The 25,161-nt window shown below is 59.2% G+C and carries 23 protein-coding genes; 9 read left to right on the forward strand and 14 right to left on the reverse strand.

Translation table 11 applies throughout. The annotated features are described in order from the left end of the window. Window positions 1–67: 67 nt before the first annotated feature. From M5B43_RS00110 to M5B43_RS00130, 5 genes are all read right to left on the reverse strand, one after another. A complete protein-coding gene (locus tag M5B43_RS00110; protein WP_248748246.1) occupies window positions 68–1,297 on the reverse strand; it encodes a spore maturation protein in 1,230 nt (409 codons plus the stop codon). Between the two features lie 98 nt (window positions 1,298–1,395). Beyond that, window positions 1,396–2,727, reverse strand: a complete 1,332-nt coding sequence (gene gltP / locus M5B43_RS00115; RefSeq protein WP_248748247.1) for a glutamate/aspartate:proton symporter GltP — start codon at window positions 2,725–2,727, stop codon at window positions 1,396–1,398. A gap of 727 nt (window positions 2,728–3,454) precedes the next feature. Then, window positions 3,455–3,922 (reverse strand): inhibitor of vertebrate lysozyme family protein, encoded by a 468-nt coding sequence (locus M5B43_RS00120; protein ID WP_248748248.1) that lies wholly within the window; start codon window positions 3,920–3,922, stop codon window positions 3,455–3,457. Between the two features lie 2 nt (window positions 3,923–3,924). Then, window positions 3,925–4,089, reverse strand: a complete 165-nt coding sequence (locus tag M5B43_RS00125; protein WP_003170804.1) for a DUF1328 domain-containing protein — start codon at window positions 4,087–4,089, stop codon at window positions 3,925–3,927. Window positions 4,090–4,166: 77 nt separating this feature from the next. Next, a complete protein-coding gene (locus M5B43_RS00130) occupies window positions 4,167–4,451 on the reverse strand; it encodes a hypothetical protein (RefSeq protein WP_248748249.1) in 285 nt (94 codons plus the stop codon). A gap of 392 nt (window positions 4,452–4,843) precedes the next feature. On the opposite strand from M5B43_RS00130, the gene algB reads away from it, so the two are divergent. Next, window positions 4,844–6,190 carry a sigma-54-dependent response regulator transcription factor AlgB gene (gene algB, locus M5B43_RS00135; protein ID WP_248748250.1) on the forward strand — a complete coding sequence of 449 codons (1,347 nt, stop codon included), beginning with the start codon at window positions 4,844–4,846 and terminating at the stop codon, window positions 6,188–6,190. A gap of 10 nt (window positions 6,191–6,200) precedes the next feature. Next, window positions 6,201–7,988: an ATP-binding protein gene (locus tag M5B43_RS00140; protein WP_248748251.1), complete on the forward strand. Its 1,788-nt coding sequence runs from the start codon at window positions 6,201–6,203 to the stop codon at window positions 7,986–7,988. A 116-nt stretch (window positions 7,989–8,104) separates the two neighbouring features. Here M5B43_RS00140 and M5B43_RS00145 read toward each other — a convergent pair whose 3' ends face one another. The 6 genes from M5B43_RS00145 to M5B43_RS00170 all read right to left on the reverse strand — a co-directional run bounded on the left by M5B43_RS00145 (window position 8,105) and on the right by M5B43_RS00170 (window position 13,671). Next, window positions 8,105–8,881, reverse strand: a complete 777-nt coding sequence (locus M5B43_RS00145; protein ID WP_248748252.1) for an N-acetylmuramoyl-L-alanine amidase — start codon at window positions 8,879–8,881, stop codon at window positions 8,105–8,107. An 89-nt stretch (window positions 8,882–8,970) separates the two neighbouring features. Continuing rightward, window positions 8,971–11,040 carry a diguanylate cyclase gene (locus M5B43_RS00150; RefSeq protein WP_248748253.1) on the reverse strand — a complete coding sequence of 690 codons (2,070 nt, stop codon included), beginning with the start codon at window positions 11,038–11,040 and terminating at the stop codon, window positions 8,971–8,973. Next, window positions 11,037–11,915 carry an endonuclease/exonuclease/phosphatase family protein gene (locus M5B43_RS00155; protein WP_248748254.1) on the reverse strand — a complete coding sequence of 293 codons (879 nt, stop codon included), beginning with the start codon at window positions 11,913–11,915 and terminating at the stop codon, window positions 11,037–11,039. Before M5B43_RS00155 ends, M5B43_RS00150 begins: the two co-directional genes overlap by 4 nt. 10 nt (window positions 11,916–11,925) lie before the next feature. Next, complete coding sequence (dsbA, locus tag M5B43_RS00160) at window positions 11,926–12,561, reverse strand: thiol:disulfide interchange protein DsbA (protein ID WP_248748255.1); 636 nt, start codon at window positions 12,559–12,561, stop codon at window positions 11,926–11,928. Window positions 12,562–12,729: 168 nt separating this feature from the next. Further along, on the reverse strand, window positions 12,730–13,335 hold the full coding sequence (locus tag M5B43_RS00165; RefSeq protein ID WP_248748256.1) for a cytochrome c4: 606 nt from the start codon (window positions 13,333–13,335) through the stop codon (window positions 12,730–12,732). Between the two features lie 33 nt (window positions 13,336–13,368). Further along, entirely contained in the window at window positions 13,369–13,671 is a 303-nt protein-coding gene (locus tag M5B43_RS00170; protein WP_248748257.1) for a c-type cytochrome, read from the reverse strand. 192 nt (window positions 13,672–13,863) lie between these two features. On the opposite strand from M5B43_RS00170, the gene yihA reads away from it, so the two are divergent. Next, the gene (gene yihA / locus M5B43_RS00175; RefSeq protein WP_248748258.1) at window positions 13,864–14,505 is read left to right on the forward strand and encodes a ribosome biogenesis GTP-binding protein YihA/YsxC; all 642 of its coding nucleotides are present in this window, start codon (window positions 13,864–13,866) and stop codon (window positions 14,503–14,505) included. A gap of 268 nt (window positions 14,506–14,773) precedes the next feature. On the opposite strand, the gene polA is transcribed toward yihA, so the two are convergent. Next, window positions 14,774–17,569: a DNA polymerase I gene (polA, locus tag M5B43_RS00180; protein WP_248748259.1), complete on the reverse strand. Its 2,796-nt coding sequence runs from the start codon at window positions 17,567–17,569 to the stop codon at window positions 14,774–14,776. Window positions 17,570–17,643: 74 nt separating this feature from the next. Here polA and M5B43_RS00185 point away from each other — a divergent pair, with 74 nt between their 5' ends. Together M5B43_RS00185 and M5B43_RS00190 are read left to right on the forward strand one after the other, a co-directional pair. Further along, window positions 17,644–17,934 (forward strand): DUF2782 domain-containing protein, encoded by a 291-nt coding sequence (locus tag M5B43_RS00185; RefSeq protein WP_248748260.1) that lies wholly within the window; start codon window positions 17,644–17,646, stop codon window positions 17,932–17,934. Between the two features lie 56 nt (window positions 17,935–17,990). Beyond that, window positions 17,991–18,944 carry a homoserine kinase gene (locus M5B43_RS00190; RefSeq protein ID WP_248748261.1) on the forward strand — a complete coding sequence of 318 codons (954 nt, stop codon included), beginning with the start codon at window positions 17,991–17,993 and terminating at the stop codon, window positions 18,942–18,944. Window positions 18,945–19,002: 58 nt separating this feature from the next. On the opposite strand, the gene M5B43_RS00195 is transcribed toward M5B43_RS00190, so the two are convergent. Further along, the gene (locus tag M5B43_RS00195) at window positions 19,003–19,932 is read right to left on the reverse strand and encodes a zinc ABC transporter substrate-binding protein (protein ID WP_248748262.1); all 930 of its coding nucleotides are present in this window, start codon (window positions 19,930–19,932) and stop codon (window positions 19,003–19,005) included. 46 nt (window positions 19,933–19,978) lie between these two features. Here M5B43_RS00195 and M5B43_RS00200 point away from each other — a divergent pair, with 46 nt between their 5' ends. From M5B43_RS00200 to M5B43_RS00215, 4 genes are read left to right on the forward strand one after another with little or no spacing between them, the layout of a single operon-like run. Then, complete coding sequence (locus M5B43_RS00200) at window positions 19,979–20,473, forward strand: Fur family transcriptional regulator (RefSeq protein ID WP_248748528.1); 495 nt, start codon at window positions 19,979–19,981, stop codon at window positions 20,471–20,473. Then, window positions 20,473–21,258 (forward strand): zinc ABC transporter ATP-binding protein ZnuC, encoded by a 786-nt coding sequence (gene znuC / locus M5B43_RS00205; protein WP_248748263.1) that lies wholly within the window; start codon window positions 20,473–20,475, stop codon window positions 21,256–21,258. Before M5B43_RS00200 ends, znuC begins: the two co-directional genes overlap by 1 nt. Then, window positions 21,251–22,039 (forward strand): zinc ABC transporter permease subunit ZnuB, encoded by a 789-nt coding sequence (znuB, locus tag M5B43_RS00210; protein WP_058421933.1) that lies wholly within the window; start codon window positions 21,251–21,253, stop codon window positions 22,037–22,039. The genes znuC and znuB overlap by 8 nt, the downstream gene beginning before the upstream one ends. A gap of 37 nt (window positions 22,040–22,076) precedes the next feature. Beyond that, window positions 22,077–22,796 (forward strand): PA5502 family lipoprotein, encoded by a 720-nt coding sequence (locus M5B43_RS00215; RefSeq protein ID WP_248748264.1) that lies wholly within the window; start codon window positions 22,077–22,079, stop codon window positions 22,794–22,796. A gap of 53 nt (window positions 22,797–22,849) precedes the next feature. On the opposite strand, the gene katE is transcribed toward M5B43_RS00215, so the two are convergent. After that, on the reverse strand, window positions 22,850–25,108 hold the full coding sequence (gene katE / locus M5B43_RS00220) for a catalase HPII (protein WP_349292340.1): 2,259 nt from the start codon (window positions 25,106–25,108) through the stop codon (window positions 22,850–22,852). Between the last annotated feature and the right edge of the window lie 53 nt (window positions 25,109–25,161).

Below are 25,161 nucleotides of genomic sequence, written 5' to 3' on the forward strand. Positions count from 1 at the left end.
TCCCACATTTGACGATGTTCACACATCAAACTGTGGGAGGGAGCTAGCCCCGATAGCAATCCAAGGTTTAACCGAAGAACCAGTAGCACACCGAGATAGCCGCCACGACACCGGCAAACTCCGCCAACAATGCACAACCAACGGCATGTCGCGCTCGCTGGATGCCCACTGAACCGAAGTACACCGCCAACACATAAAAAGTGGTTTCCGTACTGCCCTGGATCGTTGCCGCCACCAACGCCGGGAAACTGTCCACACCCTTGGTTTGCATGGTCTCGATCAATAGCGCCCGCGCGGCGCTGCCAGAGAATGGCTTGACCATCGCGGTGGGCAGCGCGTCGACAAAACGCGTATCCAACCCGGTCCAGGCCACCACATGGCGAATCCCTTCCAGGCCGAAGTCCAGGGCGCCGGACGCGCGCAATACCCCCACGGCGCACAGCATCGCCACCAGATAGGGCAACAGATTCTTGGCAACGTCGAAGCCTTCTTTGGCGCCTTCGACAAACGCCTCGTACACCTTGACCTTGCGCAAAGCACCGATGACCAGGAACAGCATGATCAGCCCAAACAGCGTCAGGTTGCCGAGAATCGACGACAGCCCGGCCAACGCCGTGGCGGACAGGGTCGCCAGCAACGCCATAAAGCCACCCAGCATCAAGGCGCCGGGGATCAGATAAGCCAGCACCACCGGGTCCCACAACCGCAAGCGCTGCATCACCGCCACCGACAGCAGGCCCACCAGGGTCGACGCGCTGGTGGCCAGCAGGATTGGCAGGAATACCAACGTCGGGTCGGCTGCGCCTTGCTGGGCGCGGTACATGAAGATTGTCACCGGCAACAGCGTCAGTGAAGACGCGTTGAGCACCAGAAACAGGATCTGTGCATTGCTGGCAGTATTGGGGATGGGGTTGAGTTCCTGCAGCGCCTTCATGGCTTTCAGGCCGATGGGCGTAGCGGCGTTATCCAGGCCCAGGCCGTTGGCGGCAAAATTGAGGGTGATCAAACCGATGGCGGGATGGCCAGCAGGCACCTCCGGCATCAGGCGGCGAAACAACGGGCCAAGGGCCCTGGCCAGCCAATCGACGATCCCGGCTTTTTCGGCGATGCGTAAAAAGCCCAGCCATAAGGTCAAGGTACCGAACAACAGCACCATGACTTCCACCGACAATTTGGCCATGGCGAAAATACTTTCCACCATCGCCGCGAAAATTCCGGCGTTACCCCCCACCAGCCATTGCGCCAGTGCTGACACCATTGCCACGACAAAGAAGCCAAGCCACAGGCCATTGAGCATCAGTTGAATCCCCCGAAAGATGGGGCGAATGATAACGGGGCTGGCTGAAACGACAAACCCCGGAATTATCCGGGGCTTGTGTCAGAGCAATCAGGCTATCAGCCGCGAGCGATCTCGCCGGCTGGCAGCGCTTCCTTGCTGCGCCAGTGCGGCAGCGAGTTCCAGTAGCGCTCACCCTTGGCGTCGTCGTACATGCCTTCCCAGCGGGAGATAACCAGTACGGCCAAGGCGTTGCCGATCACGTTCAGCGCGGTACGCGCCATATCCATCACACGGTCGACACCGGCGATGAACGCCAAGCCTTCCAGCGGGATGCCCACGCTGCCCAGGGTGGCGAGCAGCACCACAAAGGATACGCCCGGGACACCGGCGATACCTTTGGACGTGACCATCAGGGTCAGTACCAGCATCAGCTGCTGGCCGATCGACAGGTCGATGCCATACAGCTGGGCGATAAAGATCGCCGCGATGCTCTGGTACAGGGTCGAACCATCGAGGTTGAACGAATAACCCGTCGGCACCACGAAGCTGCAGATCGCCTTGGGGGCGCCGTAGGCTTCCATTTTCTCGATCACACGCGGCAGCACGGTTTCGGAGCTGGCGGTGGAGTAGGCCAGCACCAGCTCATCCTTGAAGATGCGCATCAGCTTGAGAATCGAGAAGCCAAACAGGCGCGCGATCAAGCCCAGTACGGCAAAGGCGAAGAACAGGATGGCGACGTAAACCAGGATCACCAGCTTGGCCAGCGGCAACAGGGAAGCGAAGCCGAAGTTGGCGACGGTCACCGCGATCAGGGCAAACACGCCGATAGGGGCGTACTTCATGATCATGTGGGTGACTTTGAACATGCTCTCGGACACGCTCTGGAACAGGGTCACCAGCGGCTCGCGCAGGTCAGGCTTGAGGCTCGACAAGCCCAGGCCAAACAGCACGGAGAAGAAGATGATCGGCAGCATGTCGCCACGCGCGACAGCGGCGAAAATGTTCGATGGGATCAGGTTGAGGATGGTCTCGATGAACGCATGCTCATGCTGCACCTCGGCAGCGGTGGCGGTGTACTTGGAGATATCGACGGTACCCAGGGTACTCATGTCGATGCCCGCACCCGGGTGGAACAGGTTGGCCAGCAACAGACCGACCACGATAGCGATGGTGGTGACCACTTCGAAGTAAAGGATGGTTTTGACGCCGATCCGACCGAGCTTTTTCGCATCGCCTACCCCGGCAATGCCGACGATCAGCGAAGAAATCACAATCGGGATCACGATCATTTTGATCAGGCGGATAAAGATATCGCCCGCTGGCTGCAGCACATTGCTGATCCACCAGGCCTTTTCAGCACTGAAATGGTTGAGCACTGCACCGATTGCGATCCCGAGTACCAAACCGATGAGGATCTGCCAGGCGAGGCTTAGCTTTGCCTTCTTCATGTCATTACCCTTACTTCAAGTGGACTTAAGGCAAATGCGCCAGCTGGAACGCTCGAAAGCGAAAAAGTGTGTGCATCTGCCTCCGTAGAAGGTCACCGCAGCGTGGCCGAAATGGCTTGCTGGCAGGCGAAAAAAGGCGCAACTATTCCGATGCAAGGGAGCGACGTCTAATGCCGTAAACGCCTACCCTATGCCGAATCGGCATGGCTTTTTTTGAAAATAACTGTCTGAACGGTCAGTTCGAATCCGCCATTTGGGCGGGCGAATATGCCGTTAACCTGCCAAATCAGGCTCGCTCAGAGATGCTGGACGACTTGAAGTGATTGGCAAAAACACCTGAGAAATCCAACGCCTAGCGTCAGAAATGTCCTCTAGCGGGAACAAAATTTTCTCGATAGATGGTCACGCCGACACACCCAGTAATGGTTAGCCGGAGGCAAAAAAGAAAATATCGGCTATGAGCGGTATGAAGCGCGCGTCATGAGAGTGATAAGCCCGCCGCAAGTTCAGCAAGCATTAGAACTTGTGAACTTGCGCCGCAGCTTTTCGCCTGACCCGGCCCTTGCGCAGGCACTCCCTGTACCCGTAGGTCACGCCGATCTCGATCGATCAGAGCAACCCGGCCCCCTGGTCATGCATCGCCCTGGGCGAGCGATGCAAACAGAAAGAAGCGACTTGGCTTCTTTCTATGGACGCCGGCTCCGTTGACACGAAATGCACCAGGAACCTAGTACCAATTCGGATCTTTCTTCAGCTGCTCCATCAGCAGCTTTTGCATGCCTTCATCCGGCTTACCGAGAAAGCGGTAATCGGCATGCCGCGTCGGAGACTTGTCCGCCGGCAACCCGGCCGGAACCTGTACCAACATGGCGTAGGCTTCTTTCTTGTCGTAGCTGAAGGCAACGATCAGACGCTTATTCAGGCAGGTCTCTGCAGTCTCGCAGAGCGGCCCGACCAAGTACTGGTCACCACCTTCCTCCACGGCATTCATTTGTTCCGCCGTGCCCGAGAGGTTCATCACCCAATCCGGCAGGCGCTCTTCTTTTTTCACCACGCCTTGCCAGGTTTCGCGGTAGTGCGGGTCCGCGCTGAGCAATTCGTTGGCCCGGGATTGGCCGTCATTGGCGGCCATCACCAGACCGCTACCGCCCAGAAGCAGGGCGGCAGCCATAGCGTTGAGAGACAAAGTGGTCATAGTCAGCCTCGGCCGCGACGACCAAAGAAGAACGAAGCGATGAACATCACCAGGAAGACGACAAACAGGATCTTGGCGATACCCGTGGCGGTGCCCGCGATACCACCGAAGCCCAAGACTGCAGCCACAATGGCGATGATCAGAAATGTGATTGCCCAACTCAACATGGTGATTCTCCTTACGCTTTATAGGGGTAACAGCGGTAGTGCCGTGCAGCCGCTTACAACAAGCGACTTTTTCTTGCCTAAAACACCCAACGTTCTTGGGCCGGCAGCTCATCCAGGGTGGAGTCCTGGCCAGCCACTCTCAATTGCGGGGTGGTTACATCAGCGGCTGCGCTGCCAATGGAACGGAAGTGGGACTGGGTCATCATCGGGCGCTCGAATTGCGGGGTTCGCTGCTGGCCCTGCTGCCAATGCTGCATCTGCTGCCCGGCAATCAACGTGACCATCAAGGCCAGGCTGGCGAACAAGCCCTGCTGCAGGTGCAGGGGTGATACACGCAATGGGCTAAAGCTTTGGCGAGTCATGCTGCATTTCTCCCGCATTCTGATTATTCGTTCATGACGCTCTTGGGAGAGGTATTGCAGGGCGCATGCCAGCTTTATTGCAAAATAAAACCCAATAAAATCAATATCTTAAAAGAACACCGTCGTACGACCGCCCAGCATCCTGCACGATGCACCTATGCAGGCCGTGCGAAATGCACGATGGCCAACGGTCGGCTCGATGGATCGAATACGGAGATAGAGTTGCCGAAGTGGCAAGAAGGCATGAAAACGCCATCAACCGGCGTGTTTGTAGGAAGGCACTCAGATACCTGCACGAAGATGCCTTTTATGAATCAGAATAAACCATGCAACTTGCCCGATTATTCCGGGACTAAACACCATCAATTCATAGTTTAAGGAGCGCGGGACAGATGGAATCAGCCAAGGAACTTCAAGGCCGCATTCTTTTAGTGGATGACGAATCCGCAATCCTGCGTACCTTCCGTTATTGCCTGGAAGATGAAGGCTACACCGTCGCCACCGCCAACAGCGCCGCCCAAGCCGACGCACTGATGCAACGCCAAGTGTTCGACCTGTGCTTCCTCGACCTGCGACTGGGAGAAGACAACGGCCTGGACGTGTTGGCTCAAATGCGTATCCAGGCGCCATGGATGCGGGTAGTGATCGTCACGGCCCACTCTGCCGTGGATACCGCCGTGGACGCGATCCAGGCCGGTGCCGCCGACTATCTGGTCAAGCCTTGCAGCCCAGACCAACTGCGCTTGGCCACCGCCAAACAGTTGGAAGTGCGTCAGCTCTCGGCACGTCTTGAAGCGCTGGAAGGCGAAGTGCGCCAGCCCAAGGATGGCCTCGACTCTCACAGCCCGGCGATGATGGTGGTATTGGAGACCGCGCGCCAAGTGGCAGGCACTGATGCCAATATCTTGATTCTGGGAGAGTCGGGTACAGGTAAAGGTGAATTGGCTCGGGCCATTCATGGCTGGAGCAAACGTTCGAAGAAGTCCTGCGTCACCATCAACTGCCCGTCGCTGACGGCTGAGTTGATGGAGAGCGAACTGTTCGGCCACAGCCGTGGCGCGTTCACCGGCGCCAGTGAAAGCACGTTGGGACGCGTTAACCAGGCTGACGGCGGTACGCTGTTTCTCGACGAGATCGGCGACTTTCCCCTCACCTTGCAACCGAAATTGCTGCGTTTTATTCAAGACAAGGAATATGAGCGTGTGGGCGACCCCGTCACGCGCCGCGCCGATGTGCGTATCCTCGCAGCCACCAACCTGAACCTGGAAGACATGGTGCGTGACGGCCGCTTTCGCGAAGACTTGCTGTACCGCCTGAACGTCATCACCTTGCATCTGCCGCCGCTACGCGAGCGCAGTGAAGACATCCTGACCCTGGCCGACCGCTTCCTCGCGCGCTTCGTCAAGGAATACGCCCGGCCGGCTCGCGGTTTCAGTGATGACGCCCGCGAGGCGCTGCTCAATTATCGCTGGCCTGGCAATATCCGCGAGCTGCGCAACGTAGTGGAGCGTGCCAGCATTATCTGCCCTCAAGAGAAGGTGGAGATCAGCCATCTCGGGATGGCTGAACAACCGGCCAACAATGCGCCACGCATCGGTGCGGCATTGAGTCTGGATGAGCTGGAGAAAGCCCATATCGGCGCGGTACTCGCCACCAGTGATACCTTGGACCAAGCGGCCCGTACCCTCGGCATCGACGCGTCGACCCTGTACCGCAAACGCAAACAGTACAACCTGTGAGCCGTACCTTATGAAGCTTGCGATGAAGCTGCGCACTCGGTTATTCCTGAGTATCTCCGCGCTGATTACCGTCGCCTTGCTGGGGTTGATCCTGGGCTTGGTCAGCGTCATGCAAATGGCCAAGACTCAGGAGTCGTTGATCCGCAGCAACTTCATCACCTTGGACCTGGGGCTCAAACTGCGCCAGAGCCTGGGCGATCAGTTGATCATGATGCTGGAGAAACAACCCGACCCCGAGGCCCTGCAAGCCTCGAAGCGCAACTATTTCGACCTGCTGGACCAAGGCATCGCCCATGAGCAGCAAGACGGCAGCAGCCAAGGCTTCAGTCAGGCTCGTACCGACTATCAAAACCTGCTGGAAGCGTTTGACGAATCACAGCAAGCCTCACCGCCACCGGGCAGTAAGGAAAAACTCACCGACACCTTTAATGTGCTGCGCAATGGCCTGATCCTCGACCACAAACTGGCGTTGGAGAACATCAGCACCAGCGAGCATAAATCGCGCGAACGCGCGTTGTTGATCGCCGGCCTCCTGGGGCTGGTAGGCCTGGCCGTGTTGATCATCGGCTTCATCACCGCGCATGGCATCGCTCGACGTTTCGGAGGCCCAATCGAAGCCCTGGCCAAGGCCGCCGACAAGATCGGGCAGGGCGATTTCGAAGTCACACTGCCCATCTCCTCAGCTGCAGAGATGAACCAGTTGACTCGTCGGTTTGGCATCATGGCCGAAGCATTGCGCCAGCATCAGGCAACCAATATCGATGAGCTGCTGGCCGGCCAGCAGCGACTGCAAGCAGTGCTCGACAGCATCGACGACGGCTTGCTGATGATTGATCGCCAAGGGTGCCTGGAGCACCTCAACCCCGTCGCCCAGCGCCAGTTGGGCTGGGACGAAGAGCGACTTGGACAAGGCCTGGGCGAGGCATTGGGCCGCCCGGAAATGGATGAACAACTGCAGCTGGTGCTGCGCGGCGGCAATCTGGAGCGGGCACCGGAAGATCTGGAGGTCGAAGTCGAGGGCGAGCTACGCCTGCTGACCTACAGCCTGACCCCTGTCAGCCACACACAGGGGCATATTCTGGGCGCCGTGATGGTGCTGCACGACGTCACCGAACAGCGCGCGTTCGAGCGAGTGCGCAGCGAGTTCGTATTGCGCGCCTCCCATGAGCTGCGCACACCGGTGACCGGCATGCACATGGCCTTCGGCCTGTTTCGCGAACGAGCCAAGTTCCCGGCGGAATCCCGTGAAGCGGACCTGCTGGATACGGTCAATGAAGAAATGCAGCGCCTGATGCAGTTGATCAACGACTTGCTCAACTTCTCGCGTTACCAGAACGGCCTGCAAAAACTTACGCTGGGCCCGTGCGATGTCACCGATCTACTGGAGCACGCCCGGGCGCGATTCGCGGAGCCCGCGAATGCGCAACATATAGAGTTGCTGGTAGAAGCCCAGCCCGAGCTGCCGCGGTTGTATGCCGACCAGGTACAGCTTGAGCGTGTACTCGACAATTTGCTCGGTAACGCCCTGCGGCACACCGCCGAGGGCGGGCAGATTCGCCTGCAGGCCCGACGTCATGGCGAGCGGGTGATTATCAGCGTCGAGGATAACGGCGAAGGCATTGCTTATGGCCAACAGGGGCGAATCTTCGAACCTTTCGTCCAGGTCGGCCGCAAAAAAGGCGGCGCCGGCCTGGGGTTGGCATTGTGCAAGGAAATCGTGCAATTGCACGGTGGCCGCATGGGCGTGTATTCACGACCGGGGCAGGGGACGCAGTTCTATATGGCCTTACCCTTATAGTGTCGCGAACCCGCTGGTTTGCGCCGGGGTGCGAAGCGTCCCCAACAAGCCGGAGACCGCCGCGCAGTGAGCGGGAGAACTCCCTGGCCACAGCCCGCTCGCGCCTACAGTCACATTTAACGTTGGTTCAAGGCCCGCAGGATTGCGGCACTTTCAGCATCCGGGGTGCCATCAAACAACGATGGGCGGAAGTGCATCTGGAACGCCGCAATCACATGACGCGTGGCAACATCCAACTCACCGGTCTGCGGCGTCTGGTAGCCAAGTCGGGCCAGCTCTTCCTGGAACCAAGTGACGCTCGGCAGACCAGCAGCGTACTGCACCTTGAATCGAGCCACTGCCTGCGCATTCGGCCAGACCCCCAACCCTTCATCGGCCAAGCGTTTCCATGGGAATAACGGGCCCGGGTCCAGCTTGCGCTGCGGTGCGATATCGCTATGGCCAATGATGTTCCTGGGGTCGATGCCATTGCGTTTGCCGATGTCCTTGAGCAGCAGCACCAGCGACTTCACCTGCGCTTCGGAGTACGGGTACCACACGCGGCCCGTCGGCGTATCGCGATACCCCGGGTTGACGATCTCGATGCCGATGGAGCTGGAATTGAGCCAGGTACGCCCCATCCATTCGCTTTCCCCTGCATGCCAGGCCCGCTGGCTTTCATCCACCAGCTTGTAGATAGTGCCTGAGCCATCATCGCTGATCAGGTAATGACTGCTCACCTGACCATGGGTCAACAACGCCAGTGAACGCTCAAGGTTGGCGGAGGTGTAATGGACGATGACGAATTGCACGCGGTTGTCGTGATTCACCGAAGGGTGGCTGGTATCCAGGCGTGGGCCGCTGGCGCAGCCGGCGAGCAGAAGAAATACAAAAGCGATATACAAAGATTTCATGGCAGAAGGCATTACACTGAAAGACGATAATGCAACAGTGTAACGTAACGTAAATGTCCTGGCGGTCAAATTACAAAATGGAACATCTTTTATGCCGCCTGTACTTGGTTCCTTCCTGCCGCCTTCGCCCTATAGAGCGCCTCATCGGCACGCTTGAGTGCCAGGTCACTGCGCTCACCCGGCTGGAATTGCGCCACGCCCATGGACACCGTGATCGTCACCGGCTCACCCTTGAAGTGGAAAGGGCAAGCCTCGATGGCCGCACGCAACACTTCTCCCACGGCCAAGGCATCCGCCAAGGTTGAGTCGGGCATCAGCAGCACGAACTCTTCGCCGCCGAAGCGCGCGATGAAGTCGGTTGGTCGCAGCCGCTTGCTCAACACATTGGCGATGATCTTCAACACTTTGTCGCCCGCCAGGTGGCCGTAGCCGTCGTTGATGCGCTTGAAGTGATCCAGGTCGAGCATGGCCAGCGACAGACTGTTGCCGCACTGATGCCAGGCGTTGACCTCATGATCAAGGCGCTCACTCCACGCCGCACGGTTGGGCAGACCGGTGAGCGGATCACGCAAGGCCTTCTGGCGCTGTACCTCCAAGTGCTCGCGATAACCCAGGGCTTCCTGTTCCATATGGGCCACCCGCTCAGCCAAGCCTTTAAGGCGCGCGGCCACTTCCTGTTCGCGCTGGTCGCGTTGCTGCTGGTGTTCGTTCATGGTGCCGAGCAAGCCTTCGAGGTGGCTTTCAAGCACGTGTTTGAGGCTGTTCAGGTCGGCGGCGTCCTGCACACTGCTTTGCAGCCCATCGACCTGTTCACGGATCTGCGTATCCAGTTCCCTCGCAGCCAGGCTGCTATCGGCGTGGTCCTCGCTGGCGACCTGCAGATGGCCCTGAAACGTCTCGAGGCGCTCGTTGAGCTGCTTGAGATAAGCCTCGAACTCATGCTGGCCGCTGTCGGTGATCGCCAGCATCAGCACCGCCAAGTCATCGAGGATCGGCAGCAGTTCGTACCAATTCAAGCCATGGGCGAGACGCTCACGCATCGCCTCGGCCTGGGGCCGGTGGCGTTCGGGCAGGCACAGGTCTTCCAACAGGCCGAGCAAAGTATCTTCAATGTGCTTGGCGACGGAGCTGTAAGAGGGCTCTGGCGAGTCGGGCAGGGCGTAGAGACTGTCCGATTGCGGTGCATCTGGATCGGGCTCGGGGCTTTCGAGCACGGGAGGGAGCGAGAGACTGCCAATAACGGTTTCATCAGGTGTATCGACTACAACCTGCGGCGATTCGATAAGGGCGGCGAGTGCGCTTTCGGGGACGGCGTCCTCTATCGGTGGCTCATGCGCCTGGGGCGCAGGTGTTTCGGCCGGCAGGACCACGGGTTCAGCTGGAGCCGGGGCCTCGTACACAAACGTTTCGCTGGCGACATCCACCACTTTGGCAGGCGCTACAGGCTCAGGTGGCGACGCGACCGGCGTTTTTGGCAACGGTGCAAAAGCGCGTAAGGCTTGTGCCAGTTCTTCAGATTGCGCGGGCTCTTGAGCCTCGAGTGCAGGCTTGGGTGCAGCGGGTTTTGGCGCAGCCGACTCTGGTACTGGCAGTGGCGCAGTCTCGACCACCGATGCGTCACTCAAGACATCCCTGGCGCCAAACAGGCGTTGCAGAAGGCCGGGGCCTGGGCGCGTGGTCTCGCTATCAGGCTCCAGATTGTTCAGCGCCTGTCCCTGCAGGCTACTCAGCTCACTGAGCAGCAGCGGTATCTCCCGAGCCTGTCCCACTCGACCGTCGAGTTGCTTGGCGAAGGTTTTCAGCGGTCGGGCCACCTCGCGGGGCAGCGGAAGCTTTTGTAACTGAGCAACGAGGGCCGTGAGCGCGGTGCTGATCTGGTCGACCCGCGTTTCGCGGCGCTGCTCAGAATCCAGCACGGCCTTTTCCAGGCGTGGTAGCAAGGCGGCGAGGGCGGCATCCATATCGTCCGTACGCACGACATCCCGCATTTCCTTCATGCATTGGTCGACTGCGCGGTCTGTGCCCTCGGCGGCCAGCGTGCTGCGTACCAACCCCCGGCGTAGCAGGTCGAGACGGGCAGCCCAGCGGCGCTCAAGCTTGTCTTGTTGTTCGATGCTTTTGAGGTATTTCTCTTTCCAGCGCTGGGCGTCGTCGCTCATGCAAGGGGTCCGCTGGTGCCTGGGCTCAACGCGGGTAATGCATCAGCCGTGAGCGAACCCGGCAGACGAATCTCTACCGCGACCGGCAGGTGATCGGAAATGGGCTGCGCCAGCACCTGCACACTTTCCAGTGTGAGGCTCGGACTGAGCAGGATATGGTCTAGACAGCGCTGCGGGCGCCAGCTGGGAAACGTGGCCTCGACTTGCGGCGCCAGTAACCCGAGGTCTCGCAGCGGGGAATTCTGCAACAGGTCGTTGGCATGGGTGTTCATGTCCCCCATCAGCACCTGATGCTTGTAGTTGCCAATCAACTCACGCACATAGGCCAGTTGGAGGTTGCGCGTACGCCCTCCAAGCGCCAGGTGCATCATCACCACCACCAAGGCTTCCGGGCCATCACCAAAGCGCACGAGGATCGCCCCACGGCCTTTGGGACCCGGCAATGGGTGATCTTCGATGACGGTTGGTTTCAAGCGGCTGAGCACACCATTGCTGTGCTGCGCCAGTCGCCCAAGGTTGCGATTGAGTTGCTGATACCAATAGGGGAAGGCCCCCAATTGGGCAAGATGTTCCACCTGATTGACGTAGCCGGAGCGCATGCTGCCGCCGTCGGCCTCCTGCAAGGCGACCAGGTCGAAGTCGTTGAGCAGGTTGCCGATTTTTTGCAGGTTACCGGCCCGACCATTGTGGGGTAGCAGGTGCTGCCAACCCCGGGTGAGGTAGTGCCGATACTTCTCGGTACTGATGCCTACCTGGATATTGAAGCTGAGCAGCCGCAAGCGGCTGTCTGCCGGCAGGCCGGTGGACTCCAGGTGGTGTTCGTTGACCTGCGGGTCGTGCAGGCCAACGACGCGTTCAGTGCCCCAGCGGCGCATGGCGAGCCCCTTACTTGGCAGCGCGCTCTTTGGCGATCAGTTGGTCGGCAACATTGAGAGTCTGTTCAGGACCACCGGTGGTGCCCAGGTCGAAACGGTATTTACCGTTGACGATCATGGTTGGAACACCTTGCACGCCGTACTTCTGCGCAAGCTCCTTGGCCTGCTTGATCTGGCCTTGGATAGCGAACGAATTGAAGGTGGCCAGGAATTTTTCCTTGTCGACACCCTGGGTGGCAACGAAGTCAGCCATTTCGTCCGGCTTGGTCAGGCGCTTGCCTTGCTTCTGGATCGCTTCGAACACGGCGTTGTGGACCTTGTTCTCAACACCCATGGCTTCCAGGGTCAGGAACAGTTGGCCGTGAGCGTCCCATGGGCCACCAAACATGGCGGGGATGCGTCGGAAGTTAACGTCCTTAGGCAGCTTTTCAGCCCACGGGTTGATGGTCGGCTCAAAAGCGTAGCAATGCGGGCAGCCATACCAGAACAGCTCCACCACCTCGATCTTGCCTGGCACCGAAACCGGCACCGGGTTGGCCAGTTCCACGTAGGTTTTACCGGCTTCAAGCGGCACATCGGCAGCTTGTACGGTCATGCCAAAGAGGCTGGCAGTGACGAGAGCGGCGCTGAGGATCAGATTACGCATGCTTTACTCCTGGACAAATAAAGTCGCCTCACGCGACCTTTGTTGTGACAGGTCTACGCGGGCATGAGTTCGTTAGTGTAACGGCACCGGCCACAAAAAAGGGCGGCCTAAGCCACCCTTTTTATGCTTGCATCGATGGATTAATCGAGCGTTAACGTACGACCTGAATCAGTGCAGGCCCTGGATGTACTGGGAAACCGCTTCGATGTCCTTGTTGCTCAATTTACCGGCGATGCTTTGCATGATTTTGGTATCGCCATCATTGGTGCGATTGCCTTCACGGAAGTCCGTCAGTTGCTTGGCGACGTACTGAGCGTGCTGGCCGCTCAAGTGAGGGAAGCCTGCAGCAGCAAGGCCGGCACCATTGGGCGAGTGACAGCCGAGGCAGGAAGGCATGCCTTTTTCCAGGCTACCACCGCGGAACAGTTCTTCACCATGTGCCACCAGCTTCGGATCAGCAGCTCCCACACTGCCTTTCTGGCTGGCAAAGTACGCCGCGATATCCGCCAGGTCCTGATCGCTGAGGTTGCTCAGCAAGCCGGTCATTTCCAGCACTGTGCGCTTGCCATCCTTGATGTCGTGCATCTGCTTGGTCAGGTAACGTTCACCCTGGCCGGCCAATTTGGGAAAATTCGGTGCCGGGCTGTTGCCATCCGGTCCATGGCAAGCACCACACACGGCGGCTTTCGCCTGGCCCGCTGTAGCGTCGCCTGCAGCATGGGCAACACCGGTGATGCCCAAGGTCAACAGCAGACTCACGATCAGTTTGTTCATCAGCTAATCCAACTACGGCTAAGGGTTTAAGAGTTATCTACCGGGTTTACTCACCATCAACTCAATGATGGCCTGGTAATCCTCAGTACTGCAGTCCATGCACAAACCACGCGGCGGCATTGCCTTGAAACCCTGAGTCACGTGCTGCACCAGCGTGTCCATGCCCTGCGCCATTCTTGGCGCCCAGGCTGCCTGGTCACCCCGCTTGGGGGCGTTCGGCAGCTGGCCGGCGTGGCAAGCTCCGCAAACTCGGTTGTACACCGCTTCCGGATCCTGTGTAGCCTGAGCGCCGTAAAGCGGAATCAGGACACCGACAGCGAGCAACCATCTGGTCATACATCGACCTTTTCAGGGTTTGAGAGCGTTTTGCGTTCTAATGCGCAATAAAGGTCTATCGCTCCCGTGAACGTCATCCTTCGCTGGGACAAAGCACACACAAAATCTGCGGCATTATATACTGGCGCTACTGAAACGGAAACGACACCGCTTGCCGCACCCTTTTTCGGCACCGCCCACATCGGAAATCTCATGCAACTCAAGAACCCCATCCTCGGCCTGTGCCAACAGTCCACATTCATGCTCAGCGCCGCCAAAGTGGACCAATGCCCCGATGACGAAGGCTTTGAAGTCGCCTTTGCCGGCCGTTCCAACGCCGGTAAGTCCAGCGCGCTGAACACTCTGACCCACGCCAGCCTGGCGCGCACCTCGAAAACCCCGGGCCGCACGCAGTTGCTCAATTTCTTCAAGCTAGACGATGATCGGCGTCTGGTCGACCTGCCGGGGTACGGTTACGCAAAAGTACCTATCCCGCTGAAGCTGCACTGGCAGCGTCACCTGGAGGCTTACCTGGGTGGCCGGGAGAGTTTGAAGGGCTTGATCTTGATGATGGACATCCGTCATCCAATGACCGACTTCGACCTGCTGATGCTGGACTGGGCCGTCGCCAGCGGCATGCCGATGCATATCCTGCTGACCAAGGCCGACAAGCTGACCTACGGGGCGGCCAAGAACACCCTGCTCAAAGTGCAGTCCGAGATCCGTAAGGGTTGGGGCGACACCATCACCATCCAGTTGTTCTCGGCACCCAAGCGCATGGGCCTGGAAGAGGCTTACACCGTGCTGGCCGGTTGGATGGAATTGGCTGACAAGGGCACGGAAGTTACCGAGTAACTTTCCTGCGGGCAAAAAAAACCCCGGACTTCGTATGGGGAGGGAAGTTCGGGGTCCAAGTTCCGGACCGCTAGGGCGGGGTCCAGATATCTGCCAACACTTAACACAACATAGGAGCATTGAAGGGCTTCACCACCCATTCAGTAACTCTGAGTAGCTGTTCACGGGTTAAGTTCCGGCAGGTTAAAAAAACTATTGGAAATAACCGTCAGTGTTTTCCGCTCTAAAGCACTCCGCCACCCCACGCAGTGGCGGCGGAGCCTGGAGATCAGTGTGCTTCGTCCCAGTTATCGCCTACGCCCACATCCACTACCAGCGGCACATCCAACTGCGCCGCAGCACTCATGTGCTCACGGATCTTTTCACTGACTTCGGCAACCAGGTCCTCACGCACCTCGAGCACCAATTCGTCGTGCACCTGCAGGATAACCTTGGCATCCAGGCCCGACTCGGTCAGCCAGTTGTCCACCAACACCATGGCTTTCTTGATGATGTCCGCTGCCGTGCCCTGCATCGGTGCGTTGATCGCCGTGCGTTCGGCGGCCGCTCGCTCCTGAGGCTTATTGGAATTGATATCCGGCAAGTACAGACGACGGCCGAAGAAGGTTTCTACGTAGCCTTGATCGGCAGCCTGAGCACGCGTGCGCTCCATATACTCGCGAACGCCCGGGTAGCGAGCAAAGTACACATCGATATAAGCCTTGGCAGTTTTGGTATCGACGCCAATGTCCTTACCAAGCTTCTGGGCGCCCATGCCGTAGATCAGACCGAAGTTGATGGCCTTGGCGCTGCGGCGCTGATCCGACGTGACGTCATCCAGCTCAACCTTGAATACCTCGGCTGCCGTGGCCGTATGCACGTCCAGGTTGTTGCGGAAGGCATTCATCAATCCCTCGTCCTTGGACAGGTGCGCCATGATCCGCAGCTCAATCTGCGAATAGTCCGCGGCCAGCAGCTTGTACCCCTTGGGCGCGACAAATGCCTGGCGGATCCGCCGCCCTTCAGCGGTACGCACCGGGATGTTCTGCAGGTTCGGGTCGCTGGAGGACAAACGCCCAGTAGCCGCCACCGCCTGGTGATACGACGTGTGAATACGCCCGGTACGCGGGTTGATCTGCTCAGGCAGGCGGTCGGTGTAAGTGCTTTTGAGCTTGCTCATGCTGCGGTACTGCATCAGTACCTTGGGCAACAGGAAATCGTCTTCAGCCAGTTTAGCCAGCACTTCCTCCGCCGTGGACGCCTGGCCCTTGCCGGTCTTTTTCAATACCGGCAAGCCCAGTTTCTCGTAGAGGATTGCCCCCAGCTGCTTGGGTGAACCCAGGTTGAACTCCTCGCCGGCGATCTCGAATGCCTGGCGCTCCAGCTCAACCATCTTGTTACCCAGCTCGATGCTCTGGATACCCAGCAAGTCCTTATCCACCAGCGCACCCTGACGCTCGATGCGTGCCAGCACCGGCACCAAGGGTATCTCGATATCCGTCAGCACACTGGCCAGGCTCGGAATGGCCGCGAGTTGCGCGTACAGCGCCTGGTGCAAACGCAGCGTCACGTCCGCATCTTCGGCTGCATAAGGGCCGGCCTGCTCGAGCGGGATCTGGTCGAATGTCAGTTGCTTGGCGCCCTTGCCGGCAATGTCCTGGAAGCTGACGGTGTCGTAATCCAGGTACTTTTTCGCCAGGCTGTCCATGTCATGCCGGGTGGCAGTGGAATTCAACACATAGGATTCGAGCATGGTGTCGAAGGCAATACCACGCACCGTAATGCCTTGCGCCGGGTCACCGCCGATGGCGCAGTTAGCCAGGATGTTCATGTCAAACTTGGCATGCTGGCCAACCTTGAGCTTGGTGGGGTCTTCCAGCAAAGGTTTCAGGGCCAGCAGCACGGTATCGCGATCCAACTGCTGCGGCGCCCCAATGTAGGAGTGGGTCAGTGGGATGTAAGCAGCTTCGTGAGACTGCACGGCAAAGGAAACCCCCACCAACTGAGCCTGTTGAGCGTCGATCCCGGTGGTTTCTGTATCGAAGGCGAACAACTTCGCGTTGTTGAGTTTTTTCAACCAGGCATCGAAGGTCGCTTGGTCGAGGATGGTGGTGTACGTCGCCTCTACAGGCACCTCAACCGCAGCCACAACGGTTTCCTCGACAGCGGGTGCAGCCTCGGTGGAAGCCTTGAGCTCGACACGCTTGGCATCACGCTGGATCTCTTCATACCAGCTCTTGAACTCGAGCAGGGTATACAGCTCCAGCAGCTTTTCACGATCCGGCTCGATCAAGTGCAAATCATCCAGGCCCACGTCCAGCAGCACATCAACCTTGATCGTCGCTAGCTGGTAGGACAGAAACGCCATTTCCTTATGCTCTTCCAGCTTGGCTGGCAGCGTCTTGGCACCCCGGATTGGCAGGGTTGGCACAATATCCAGCTGCTCATAAAGCTCTTTCAGGCCGCCATTCACGCCCACCAGCAGACCGGAGGCGGTCTTCGGACCAATGCCCGGAACGCCCGGGATGTTGTCGGACGAATCGCCCATCAACGCCAGATAGTCGATGATCTGCTCCGGAGCGACGCCAAATTTCTCCTTTACGCCCTCGATGTCCATCGAGCTACCGGTCATGGTGTTGACCAAGGTAATGTGCCCATCCACCAGCTGCGCCATGTCTTTGTCACCGGTCGAGATCACCACCGGGCGGTCAGCCGCCGCACTGCTACGGGCCAGAGTGCCGATCACGTCATCGGCCTCGACACCTTCGACGCACAGCAGCGGGAACCCCAGGGCAATCACGCTCTGGTGCAGCGGTTCGATCTGCAGGCGCATGTCATCGGGCATGCTCGGGCGGTTGGCCTTGTACTCGGCGTACATCTCGTCGCGAAAGGTCCCACCCTTGGCATCGAACACGACTGCGAATGGGCTGTCCGGGTACTGCTTGCGCAGGCTTTTGAGCATGTTCAACACGCCCTTGACCGCACCGGTCGGCAGACCTTTGGAAGTGGTCAGCGGTGGCAGCGCGTGGAACGCGCGGTACAGATAAGAAGAACCGTCCACCAGGACGAGGGGGGCTTGGCTCATGAGCAGGATCAACCTTTTCGGCGGGTCAGGCGCTAGAATAGCCGGACCAATGACGACAAAGGGACAAGGTTATCATGCGTACAGTAAATCGCCTGTTGTTGACCGGCTTGATTGCACTCACTCCGATGATGGCCATGGCGGCAGATACTGCCCCGTCGGCTGATCCGGAAGTCACCATTCGCACGGAAGGCGACAAGACCATTCAGGAATACCGCCAGAATGGCTTCCTGTACGCGATCAAGGTGACGCAAAAAGGCTTTCCGCCGTATTTTCTAGTGCGCGCGGACGGAACCGATGCGAACTTCATCCGTTCTGACCAGCCGGATATGCTGATCCCGTCATGGAAGATCTTCGAATGGAAATGATTTCTTAACTTTAATCGGCGCTGCCCACGGCAGCGCCCGTAATGGCAGTTTTAACCATGTCTGTGTTCACCCCCCTGGCTCGGCCCGAGCTGGAAACCTTTCTCGCCCCTTACGGGCTCGGCCGCCTGCTTGATTTCCAGGGGATTGCCGCTGGTAGCGAAAACACCAATTTCTTTATCAGCCTGGAGCAAGGTGAGTTTGTCCTGACCCTGGTTGAACGCGGCCCCGTCGCAGAAATGCCGTTCTTCATCGAACTGCTCGACGTGCTCCACGACGCCGACCTGCCTGTCCCTTACGCCTTGCGCACCACCGACGGCATCGCCCTGCGCACACTGGCCGGCAAACCGGCGTTGCTGCAACCGCGCCTGGCCGGCAAGCACATCAAGGATGCCAACGCCCAGCATTGCGCCCAGGTCGGCGAACTGCTCGGCCATCTGCACCTGGCGACTCAGGGGGAGAAGGTGCTGGAGCGCAAGACCGATCGTGGCCTGGACTGGATGCTCAGTGAAGGCGCACAGCTTATTTCGCACCTGAATGACGCACAGCAGCGCCTGCTGCAAGATGCATTGACTGAGATCCAAGCCCACAAGGCCCACATCCTTGCCCTGCCGCGCGCTAACGTGCACGCCGACCTGTTTCGCGACAATGCGATGTTTGAAGGCACCCACCTGACGGGCCTGATCGACTTCTACAACGCCTGTTCCGGACCAATGCTCTACGACGTGGCGATCGCCTTGAACGACTGGTGTTCGGACGCGGATGGCGTGATTGACGGGCAACGCGCCCGCGCGCTATTGGGTGCCTACGCGGGCCTACGACCGTTTACCGCCAAAGAAGCCGAACTGTGGCCGACCTTGCTACGCGTAGCGTGCGTGCGGTTCTGGTTGTCACGGCTGATCGCCGCCGAGTCATTTGCCGGGCAGGATGTGTTGATCCATGATCCGGCGGAGTTCGAGCATCGACTGGCGCAGCGTCAGCAGGTCAATGTTCACCTGCCGTTCGCGCTCTAAACATGTGGGAGGGGCGGCGATTCGACTTGCCCCTCCCACATTGATTATGCGGCGATGGTTAGAGTGACTCCAGGCACCCAGCCAAGTCATTCCCCAACTTCTCCAGCACTTGCTCATAACCCTGAGCGGTCGCCGGCGTATAACCACCCAATGCATCCAACTCAGCCAATTTCACCGGCAAGCCAGCCACCAGCGTCTCGGCCAAACGCGGACGCAACGGCGGCTCGCTGAACACGCACGTCTTGCCCACTTCCTGCAAACGCGTGCGCATCGCTGCCACATGCTGGGCCCCGGGCTGCACTTCGGCGGCAACACTGAACACGCCGGTGTGTTTGAGCCCGTAGGCGTCTTCGAAGTAGTCGAACGCTTCGTGGAACACGAAGTAAGGCTTGTCGCCAACACTCGCCAGACGTGCTTTGAGCCGCGCATCCAGCGCATCCAAACGCTCATCGAACGCCTTCACGTTGCTCTGATAACGCGCAGCATTGGTCGGGTCGACCGCACTGAGGTCGGAGGCCATGCGTGCCGCAATCACTCGTGCATTGACCGTTGACAGCCACAAGTGCGCATCCAGGCTGCCAGGGCGATGGTCGTGATCATGTTCGTCGGCATCATCGGCATGGGAGTGGCTATCTTCGGCGAAACGACGCAGTTTCATTCCCGCAAGATCCTGAACCGCCACGGTTGGCAGGCTACGCCCCTTGAGCACCCGCGGCAGGAAGCTCTCCATGTCCGGGCCGATCCAGTACAGCAGGTCGACCGACTGCACCCGCCGTACGTCGGATGGGCGCAACGCGTAGTTGTGCGGCGATGCACCCGGCGGCAACAACACCTCTGGAATCGCCACGCCATCCTGCACAGCGGCGGCAATCAGCTGCAACGGCTTGATGCTGGTCAGTACCTTGACCTCAGCCTGAGCGGCACCCGCAATGAACAAACTGGTGACAAATACGACAAAAACGGGAAAAAGTCGGGACACGATGACCACTCAATGGCGTAGGAACGGGTAACATAATAACGTCTCTATCAAATGTCTGTCGCCGCTCATGCCTAAAACACCGCTTGCCAGCCGTCCCCATGACCACTCTCACTGCGTGCATACCGCGCTGTCAGAGGCCGACACCCTGTGCACGCAGAAAGGCTTGCGCCTGACCGCCCTGCGCCGCCGGGTTCTGGAACTGGTATGGCAGAGCCACAAACCCCTGGGCGCCTACGACATTCTTGGCGTGCTCAGTGAACAGGACGGCCGCCGCGCCGCGCCGCCAACCGTGTATCGCGCGTTGGACTTCCTGCTGGAAAACGGCCTGGTACACCGTATCGCCTCGCTCAACGCCTTTGTCGGCTGCAGCCACCCAGAGCATGCGCACCAAGGTCAATTCCTGATCTGCCGCGAATGCCACGCCGCCATCGAGCTTGAACAAAAAAGCATCAGTGACGCCATCATCCAAAGCTCTGCCGAGGTCGGCTTCAAGGTCGAAGGGCAAACAGTCGAAGTGGTCGGTCTCTGCTCGGGCTGCCAGGGGGCTTGATGAGCGACGCGTTAATCCGCCTGGAGCAGGTAGGGGTCACATTCGCCGGGCAAAACGTGCTGGAGAACATCGCACTGAGCGTGGAGCCTGGGCAGATCGTTACCCTGATCGGCCCCAACGGTGCAGGCAAGACCACCTTGGTTCGCGCCGTGCTCGGCCTGCTCAAACCCGACAGCGGCAGTGTATGGCGCAAGCCCAAGCTGCGCGTCGGCTACATGCCGCAAAAACTCCACGTCGACCCGACCTTACCGCTGTCAGTGCTGCGATTCCTGCGCCTGGTGCCCGGCGTAGACCGCGCCCGCGCCCAGGCTGCGCTCAAGGAAGTCGGCGCCGAACAAGTGATCGACAGCCCGGTGCAAAGCATCTCCGGCGGTGAAATGCAGCGCGTGCTACTGGCCCGCGCCCTGCTGCGCGAGCCGCAACTGCTGGTGCTCGACGAACCTGTGCAAGGCGTCGACGTGGCTGGCCAAGCCGAGCTGTACAGCTTGATCACCCGCCTGCGTGACCGCCATGGCTGCGGCGTGCTGATGGTCTCCCACGACCTGCATCTGGTGATGAGCACTACCGACCAAGTCGTGTGCCTCAACCGCCACGTATGCTGCTCAGGCCATCCGGAACAGGTCAGCGGAGACCCCGCGTTCGTCGAGCTGTTCGGCAAAAACGCCCAGAGCCTGGCGATCTACCACCATCATCACGACCACGCCCATGATTTGCATGGCGCCGTGGTTGAAGACCCCGCCGCACCCCACCCTCATGTTCATGGAGATAGCTGCAAGCATGGCTGATTTTCTGCTCTACGCCCTGCTGGCAGGCTTGGCTTTGGCATTGGTGGCGGGCCCATTGGGCTCGTTCGTGGTCTGGCGACGCATGGCCTATTTTGGCGACACGCTGTCCCATGCGGCGCTGCTGGGCGTGGCCATGGGCTTCCTGCTGGATGTGAGCCCGACCATCGCCGTGACCGTGGGCTGCCTGTTACTGGCGGTGTTGCTGGTGACCCTGCAACAGCGCCAGCCACTGGCTTCCGACACACTGCTGGGCATCCTGGCACCGAGCACCTTGTCCCTGGGCCTGGTAGTGCTGAGCTTCATGCATGAAGTGCGCATCGACCTGATGGCCTACCTGTTCGGCGACCTGCTGGCGATCAGCCCCACCGACCTTGCCTGGATTCTCGGCGGCAGTGCTGCGGTGCTGGTCCTGCTGGTGACCCTGTGGCGCCCGTTGCTGGCGATTACCGTGCATGAAGAGCTGGCCACGGTGGAAGGTTTGCCCGTGCCAGCGCTGCGCATGACCCTGATGTTGTTGATCGCAGTGGTGATCGCTGTCGCGATGAAGATTGTCGGCGTATTGTTGATCACGTCGCTGCTGATCATTCCCGCAGCCGCCGCCCAGCGTCATGCCCGCTCACCGGAGCAGATGGCGATCGGTGCCAGCCTGTTGGGTATGCTCGCCGTGTGCGGGGGCCTGGCCTTGTCCTGGTTCAAGGACACGCCAGCGGGGCCGTCGATTGTGGTTACGGCGGCTGCCCTGTTTCTGCTGAGTTTTGTTCTGCCCCGTCGAGGGGTGTAGACTTGCTCGCTTTTTGCGCAAATAGAGAGTCGCAGGAATGAAGCCGTTCACCTCCCGTTATCTGCTCCTTGCCGCATTTTCACTGCTGCTGGGCGCCTGTCAAAGCACACCGCCCGCTGCCCCCGAGGCACCGGACGCACGCGCTGCGGCCATCGCGCAGCTGGAACAAAACCTGGCCAGCAGTGAGCTGGCAACCGCCGAAGACCAGCTTGCCGCACTGCAGGCGCAATCGCCCAACGACCCGACGCTGGAGCCTTACCAGCGCCAACTGGCCGAAGCCTACCTGCAGCGCAGCCAGATCGTGCTGCAAAAAGGTGACGTCAACGCCGCCGCTACAGCCCTGAGCCGCGCTCGCGCTCTGATGCCCAAGGCGCCAGCACTGACCGGCGGCGTGAACAGCGCCATCAGCCACGCGCGCAAAGTCGAACTGGATAACGCCGAAGCGGCCCTCAAGGCCGCCGAAGCCAAGCCGCCTGCCAGGGTCATCGACCCTGCCGCGCCCAGCACTACCGTGGCGTTGAACCTCACCGATATCGAAGAGCTGCGCCATCAGTTGGATGCCATCGCCACCGACGTGGTGAATTACCAGTGTGATGTCAGCATCCAGGCGCCGCGCACTCAGGATTACCCTTGGCTGGCTACGCTGCTGACCAAGAGGGTGAAGCGAATTGATTCGGGGTATGACCTGAAGATTCACCGGCAGATCGTAAAGAATATCCCGGCGCAGGTTGTTTTAATTCCGCGCAAGGCGCAATAAAGCCATCGGGAGCAAGCTTGCTCCCGATGGCAGTTTAGAAAACAACCCATAACTTAAGCCGGAATCGCCTTGGCCTTCGGCTCACGATCCCAGACCCGGTGCTGCGCGATCGCCGCAAAGAACGCTTTGAACGCCTTGGCGTCCGCGCCTACGATCAACCCCGCATCCGTTTCCAGCTTCAACAGGTCCAGCAGTGGCTTCGCGTCGTTGGCGACAGTAATCGCCTTCAAGTGCTTGTACGCTTCCAACAGGAAGTGCAGCGCTACACCGTCAGCGCTCAGCGCCTTGATCGACTCTTTGCCACCCGGTACAAACACCGCATCAAACGCAATCGACGGCATACCCTCCATCGACGCATCCACCTTCAAGCTCTTGCCATCGGCCGTCTTCACCGGCGCCGAAGTCGGCCCTAGCAGCTTGGCATGTGCACCCTCGGCCTCCAGCGCCTTTTTCAACGCAGCAATGGCCGCGCCGTCCACACCGTTAGCCGCGAGAATCGCCACTTTGCGCGTTTTGATGTCACCCGATAGCAGGTTCACTTGGCTCAACGCCGGCGACTCTTTCAGCGACGCCTTGCATGGCGGCACCGTGCCTTTAGTCGGCGCTGGTAAACCCAGGTTCTGCGCGACGCGCTTGGCCAGCTCCAGGTCGATATTGGCCAGAATCTCATTTACCTGACGGGCACGAATAAACTCGCGCTCTACCTTACCCAACTCGAAGCTGTAGGCCGCGATGATGTGCTCTTTCTCGTGGTGGCTCATGCTGTGGAAGAACAGCGCGGCTTGCGAGAAATGGTCGCCAAACGACTCACTGCGCTCACGCACCTTGTTGGCGTCGACACGCTCGTAGTAGGTCTCGAAACCGCCATTTTGGGCAGCTGGCGGCGTCTCTTTCGGCCAACCACCGTCAATCGAATTCGGCTCGTACGCAGCACGCCCCTTGTCGATCACAGTGCGATGCTGGGCATCGCGCTGGCCGTTATGGAAAGGCGTGACCGGCCGATTGATGGGCAGCTCATGAAAGTTCGGGCCACCGAGACGGCTGATCTGGGTATCCGTGTAGGAAAACAGGCGACCTTGCAGCAGCGGGTCGTTGGTGAAGTCGATACCCGGCACGATATGGCCTGGGCAAAAGGCGACCTGTTCCACTTCGGCAAAGAAGTTATCTGGGTTACGGTTAAGCACCATCTTGCCCAACGGTGTGATCGGCACCAGCTCTTCAGGGATGATCTTGGTCGGGTCCAGCAGGTCGAAGTCGAACTTGTGCTCGTCTTCTTCGGCGACGATTTGCACACCCAACTCCCACTCGGGGTAGTCGCCGCTCTCAATCGCTTCCCATAGATCGCGACGGTGATAATCGGTGTCTTTACCGGCAAGCTTTTGCGCTTCGTCCCACACCAGGGAACAGGTGCCGACTTTGGGATGCCAGTGGAACTTCACGAAACTCGATTTACCTTCGGTATTGATCATGCGAAAGGTATGAATGCCAAAGCCCTGCATGGCACGCAGGCTTTTGGGAATGGCGCGGTCGGACATTGCCCACATCACCATGTGCGCCGATTCGGGCTGCAACGACACGAAATCCCAGAAGGTGTCGTGGGCCGAACCGCCGGTAGGGATTTCGTTATGTGGCTCAGGTTTTACCGCGTGTACGAAGTCAGGAAACTTGATTGCGTCCTGTATGAAAAACACCGGCATATTGTTACCCACCAGGTCGAAGTTGCCTTCGTCGGTGAAAAACTTCACGGCAAAACCGCGCACGTCGCGCACCGTATCACCGGAGCCACGCGGGCCTTGTACGGTAGAGAAGCGCACAAACACCGGGGTTTTATGCCCAGGATCACGCAGGAAACCGGCTTTGCTCAGCGCCGAATGGTTCTCATAGGTCTGGAAGTAACCATGGGCCCCCGTGCCTCGGGCGTGCACGATGCGCTCCGGAATACGCTCATGGTCAAAGTGCGTGATTTTTTCACGCATGATGAAGTCTTCCAGCAGCGACGGCCCCCGAGCGCCGACTTTCAGGGTGTTCTGGTTGTCAGAAATTTTTACGCCTTGGTTGGTACGCAAGGCCTGGCCGGTCGCATCGGAACGGAATTCTTCCAGGGCCTGTAGCTTGGCGTTGGTGTTGCCACGGTCCAGAGTGTCGGTACCCGCAAGTTCACTCTTCTGCGGGGTGGCTGGCTTCTTGGTACTCATCAGACAAAACTCCTTATTCAAAGTGGCCAGAGCGATCCCTGGCTCGTTTGAGCAAAACCCCAGGCACGGCACCTGGGAAATTGAGTTGCTTAAGTAGTGACTGACGCGGTTTTGCACCGTTCCTTTTTTATGACCTTTGATCGCGTTATTGCCAAATCGCTGGTTGAATG

The organism is Pseudomonas sp. MWU15-20650 (genome assembly GCF_023242475.1).
Lineage (GTDB): Bacteria > Pseudomonadota > Gammaproteobacteria > Pseudomonadales > Pseudomonadaceae > Aquipseudomonas.

Bases quoted from the DNA above. Each gene is read 5' to 3' on its own strand.
- M5B43_RS00110 (WP_248748246.1), bottom strand. From the start codon at position 1,297: ATGCTCAATGGCCTGTGGCTTGGCTTCTTTGTCGTGGCAATGGTGTCA.
- gltP (WP_248748247.1), bottom strand. From the start codon at position 2,727: ATGAAGAAGGCAAAGCTAAGCCTCGCCTGGCAGATCCTCATCGGTTTG.
- M5B43_RS00120 (WP_248748248.1), bottom strand. From the start codon at position 3,922: ATGACCACTTTGTCTCTCAACGCTATGGCTGCCGCCCTGCTTCTGGGC.
- M5B43_RS00125 (WP_003170804.1), bottom strand. From the start codon at position 4,089: ATGTTGAGTTGGGCAATCACATTTCTGATCATCGCCATTGTGGCTGCA.
- M5B43_RS00130 (WP_248748249.1), bottom strand. From the start codon at position 4,451: ATGACTCGCCAAAGCTTTAGCCCATTGCGTGTATCACCCCTGCACCTG.
- algB (WP_248748250.1), top strand. From the start codon at position 4,844: ATGGAATCAGCCAAGGAACTTCAAGGCCGCATTCTTTTAGTGGATGAC.
- M5B43_RS00140 (WP_248748251.1), top strand. From the start codon at position 6,201: ATGAAGCTTGCGATGAAGCTGCGCACTCGGTTATTCCTGAGTATCTCC.
- M5B43_RS00145 (WP_248748252.1), bottom strand. From the start codon at position 8,881: ATGAAATCTTTGTATATCGCTTTTGTATTTCTTCTGCTCGCCGGCTGC.
- M5B43_RS00150 (WP_248748253.1), bottom strand. From the start codon at position 11,040: ATGAGCGACGACGCCCAGCGCTGGAAAGAGAAATACCTCAAAAGCATC.
- M5B43_RS00155 (WP_248748254.1), bottom strand. From the start codon at position 11,915: ATGCGCCGCTGGGGCACTGAACGCGTCGTTGGCCTGCACGACCCGCAG.
- dsbA (WP_248748255.1), bottom strand. From the start codon at position 12,561: ATGCGTAATCTGATCCTCAGCGCCGCTCTCGTCACTGCCAGCCTCTTT.
- M5B43_RS00165 (WP_248748256.1), bottom strand. From the start codon at position 13,335: ATGAACAAACTGATCGTGAGTCTGCTGTTGACCTTGGGCATCACCGGT.
- M5B43_RS00170 (WP_248748257.1), bottom strand. From the start codon at position 13,671: ATGACCAGATGGTTGCTCGCTGTCGGTGTCCTGATTCCGCTTTACGGC.
- yihA (WP_248748258.1), top strand. From the start codon at position 13,864: ATGCAACTCAAGAACCCCATCCTCGGCCTGTGCCAACAGTCCACATTC.
- polA (WP_248748259.1), bottom strand. From the start codon at position 17,569: ATGAGCCAAGCCCCCCTCGTCCTGGTGGACGGTTCTTCTTATCTGTAC.
- M5B43_RS00185 (WP_248748260.1), top strand. From the start codon at position 17,644: ATGCGTACAGTAAATCGCCTGTTGTTGACCGGCTTGATTGCACTCACT.
- M5B43_RS00190 (WP_248748261.1), top strand. From the start codon at position 17,991: ATGTCTGTGTTCACCCCCCTGGCTCGGCCCGAGCTGGAAACCTTTCTC.
- znuC (WP_248748263.1), top strand. From the start codon at position 20,473: ATGAGCGACGCGTTAATCCGCCTGGAGCAGGTAGGGGTCACATTCGCC.
- znuB (WP_058421933.1), top strand. From the start codon at position 21,251: ATGGCTGATTTTCTGCTCTACGCCCTGCTGGCAGGCTTGGCTTTGGCA.
- M5B43_RS00215 (WP_248748264.1), top strand. From the start codon at position 22,077: ATGAAGCCGTTCACCTCCCGTTATCTGCTCCTTGCCGCATTTTCACTG.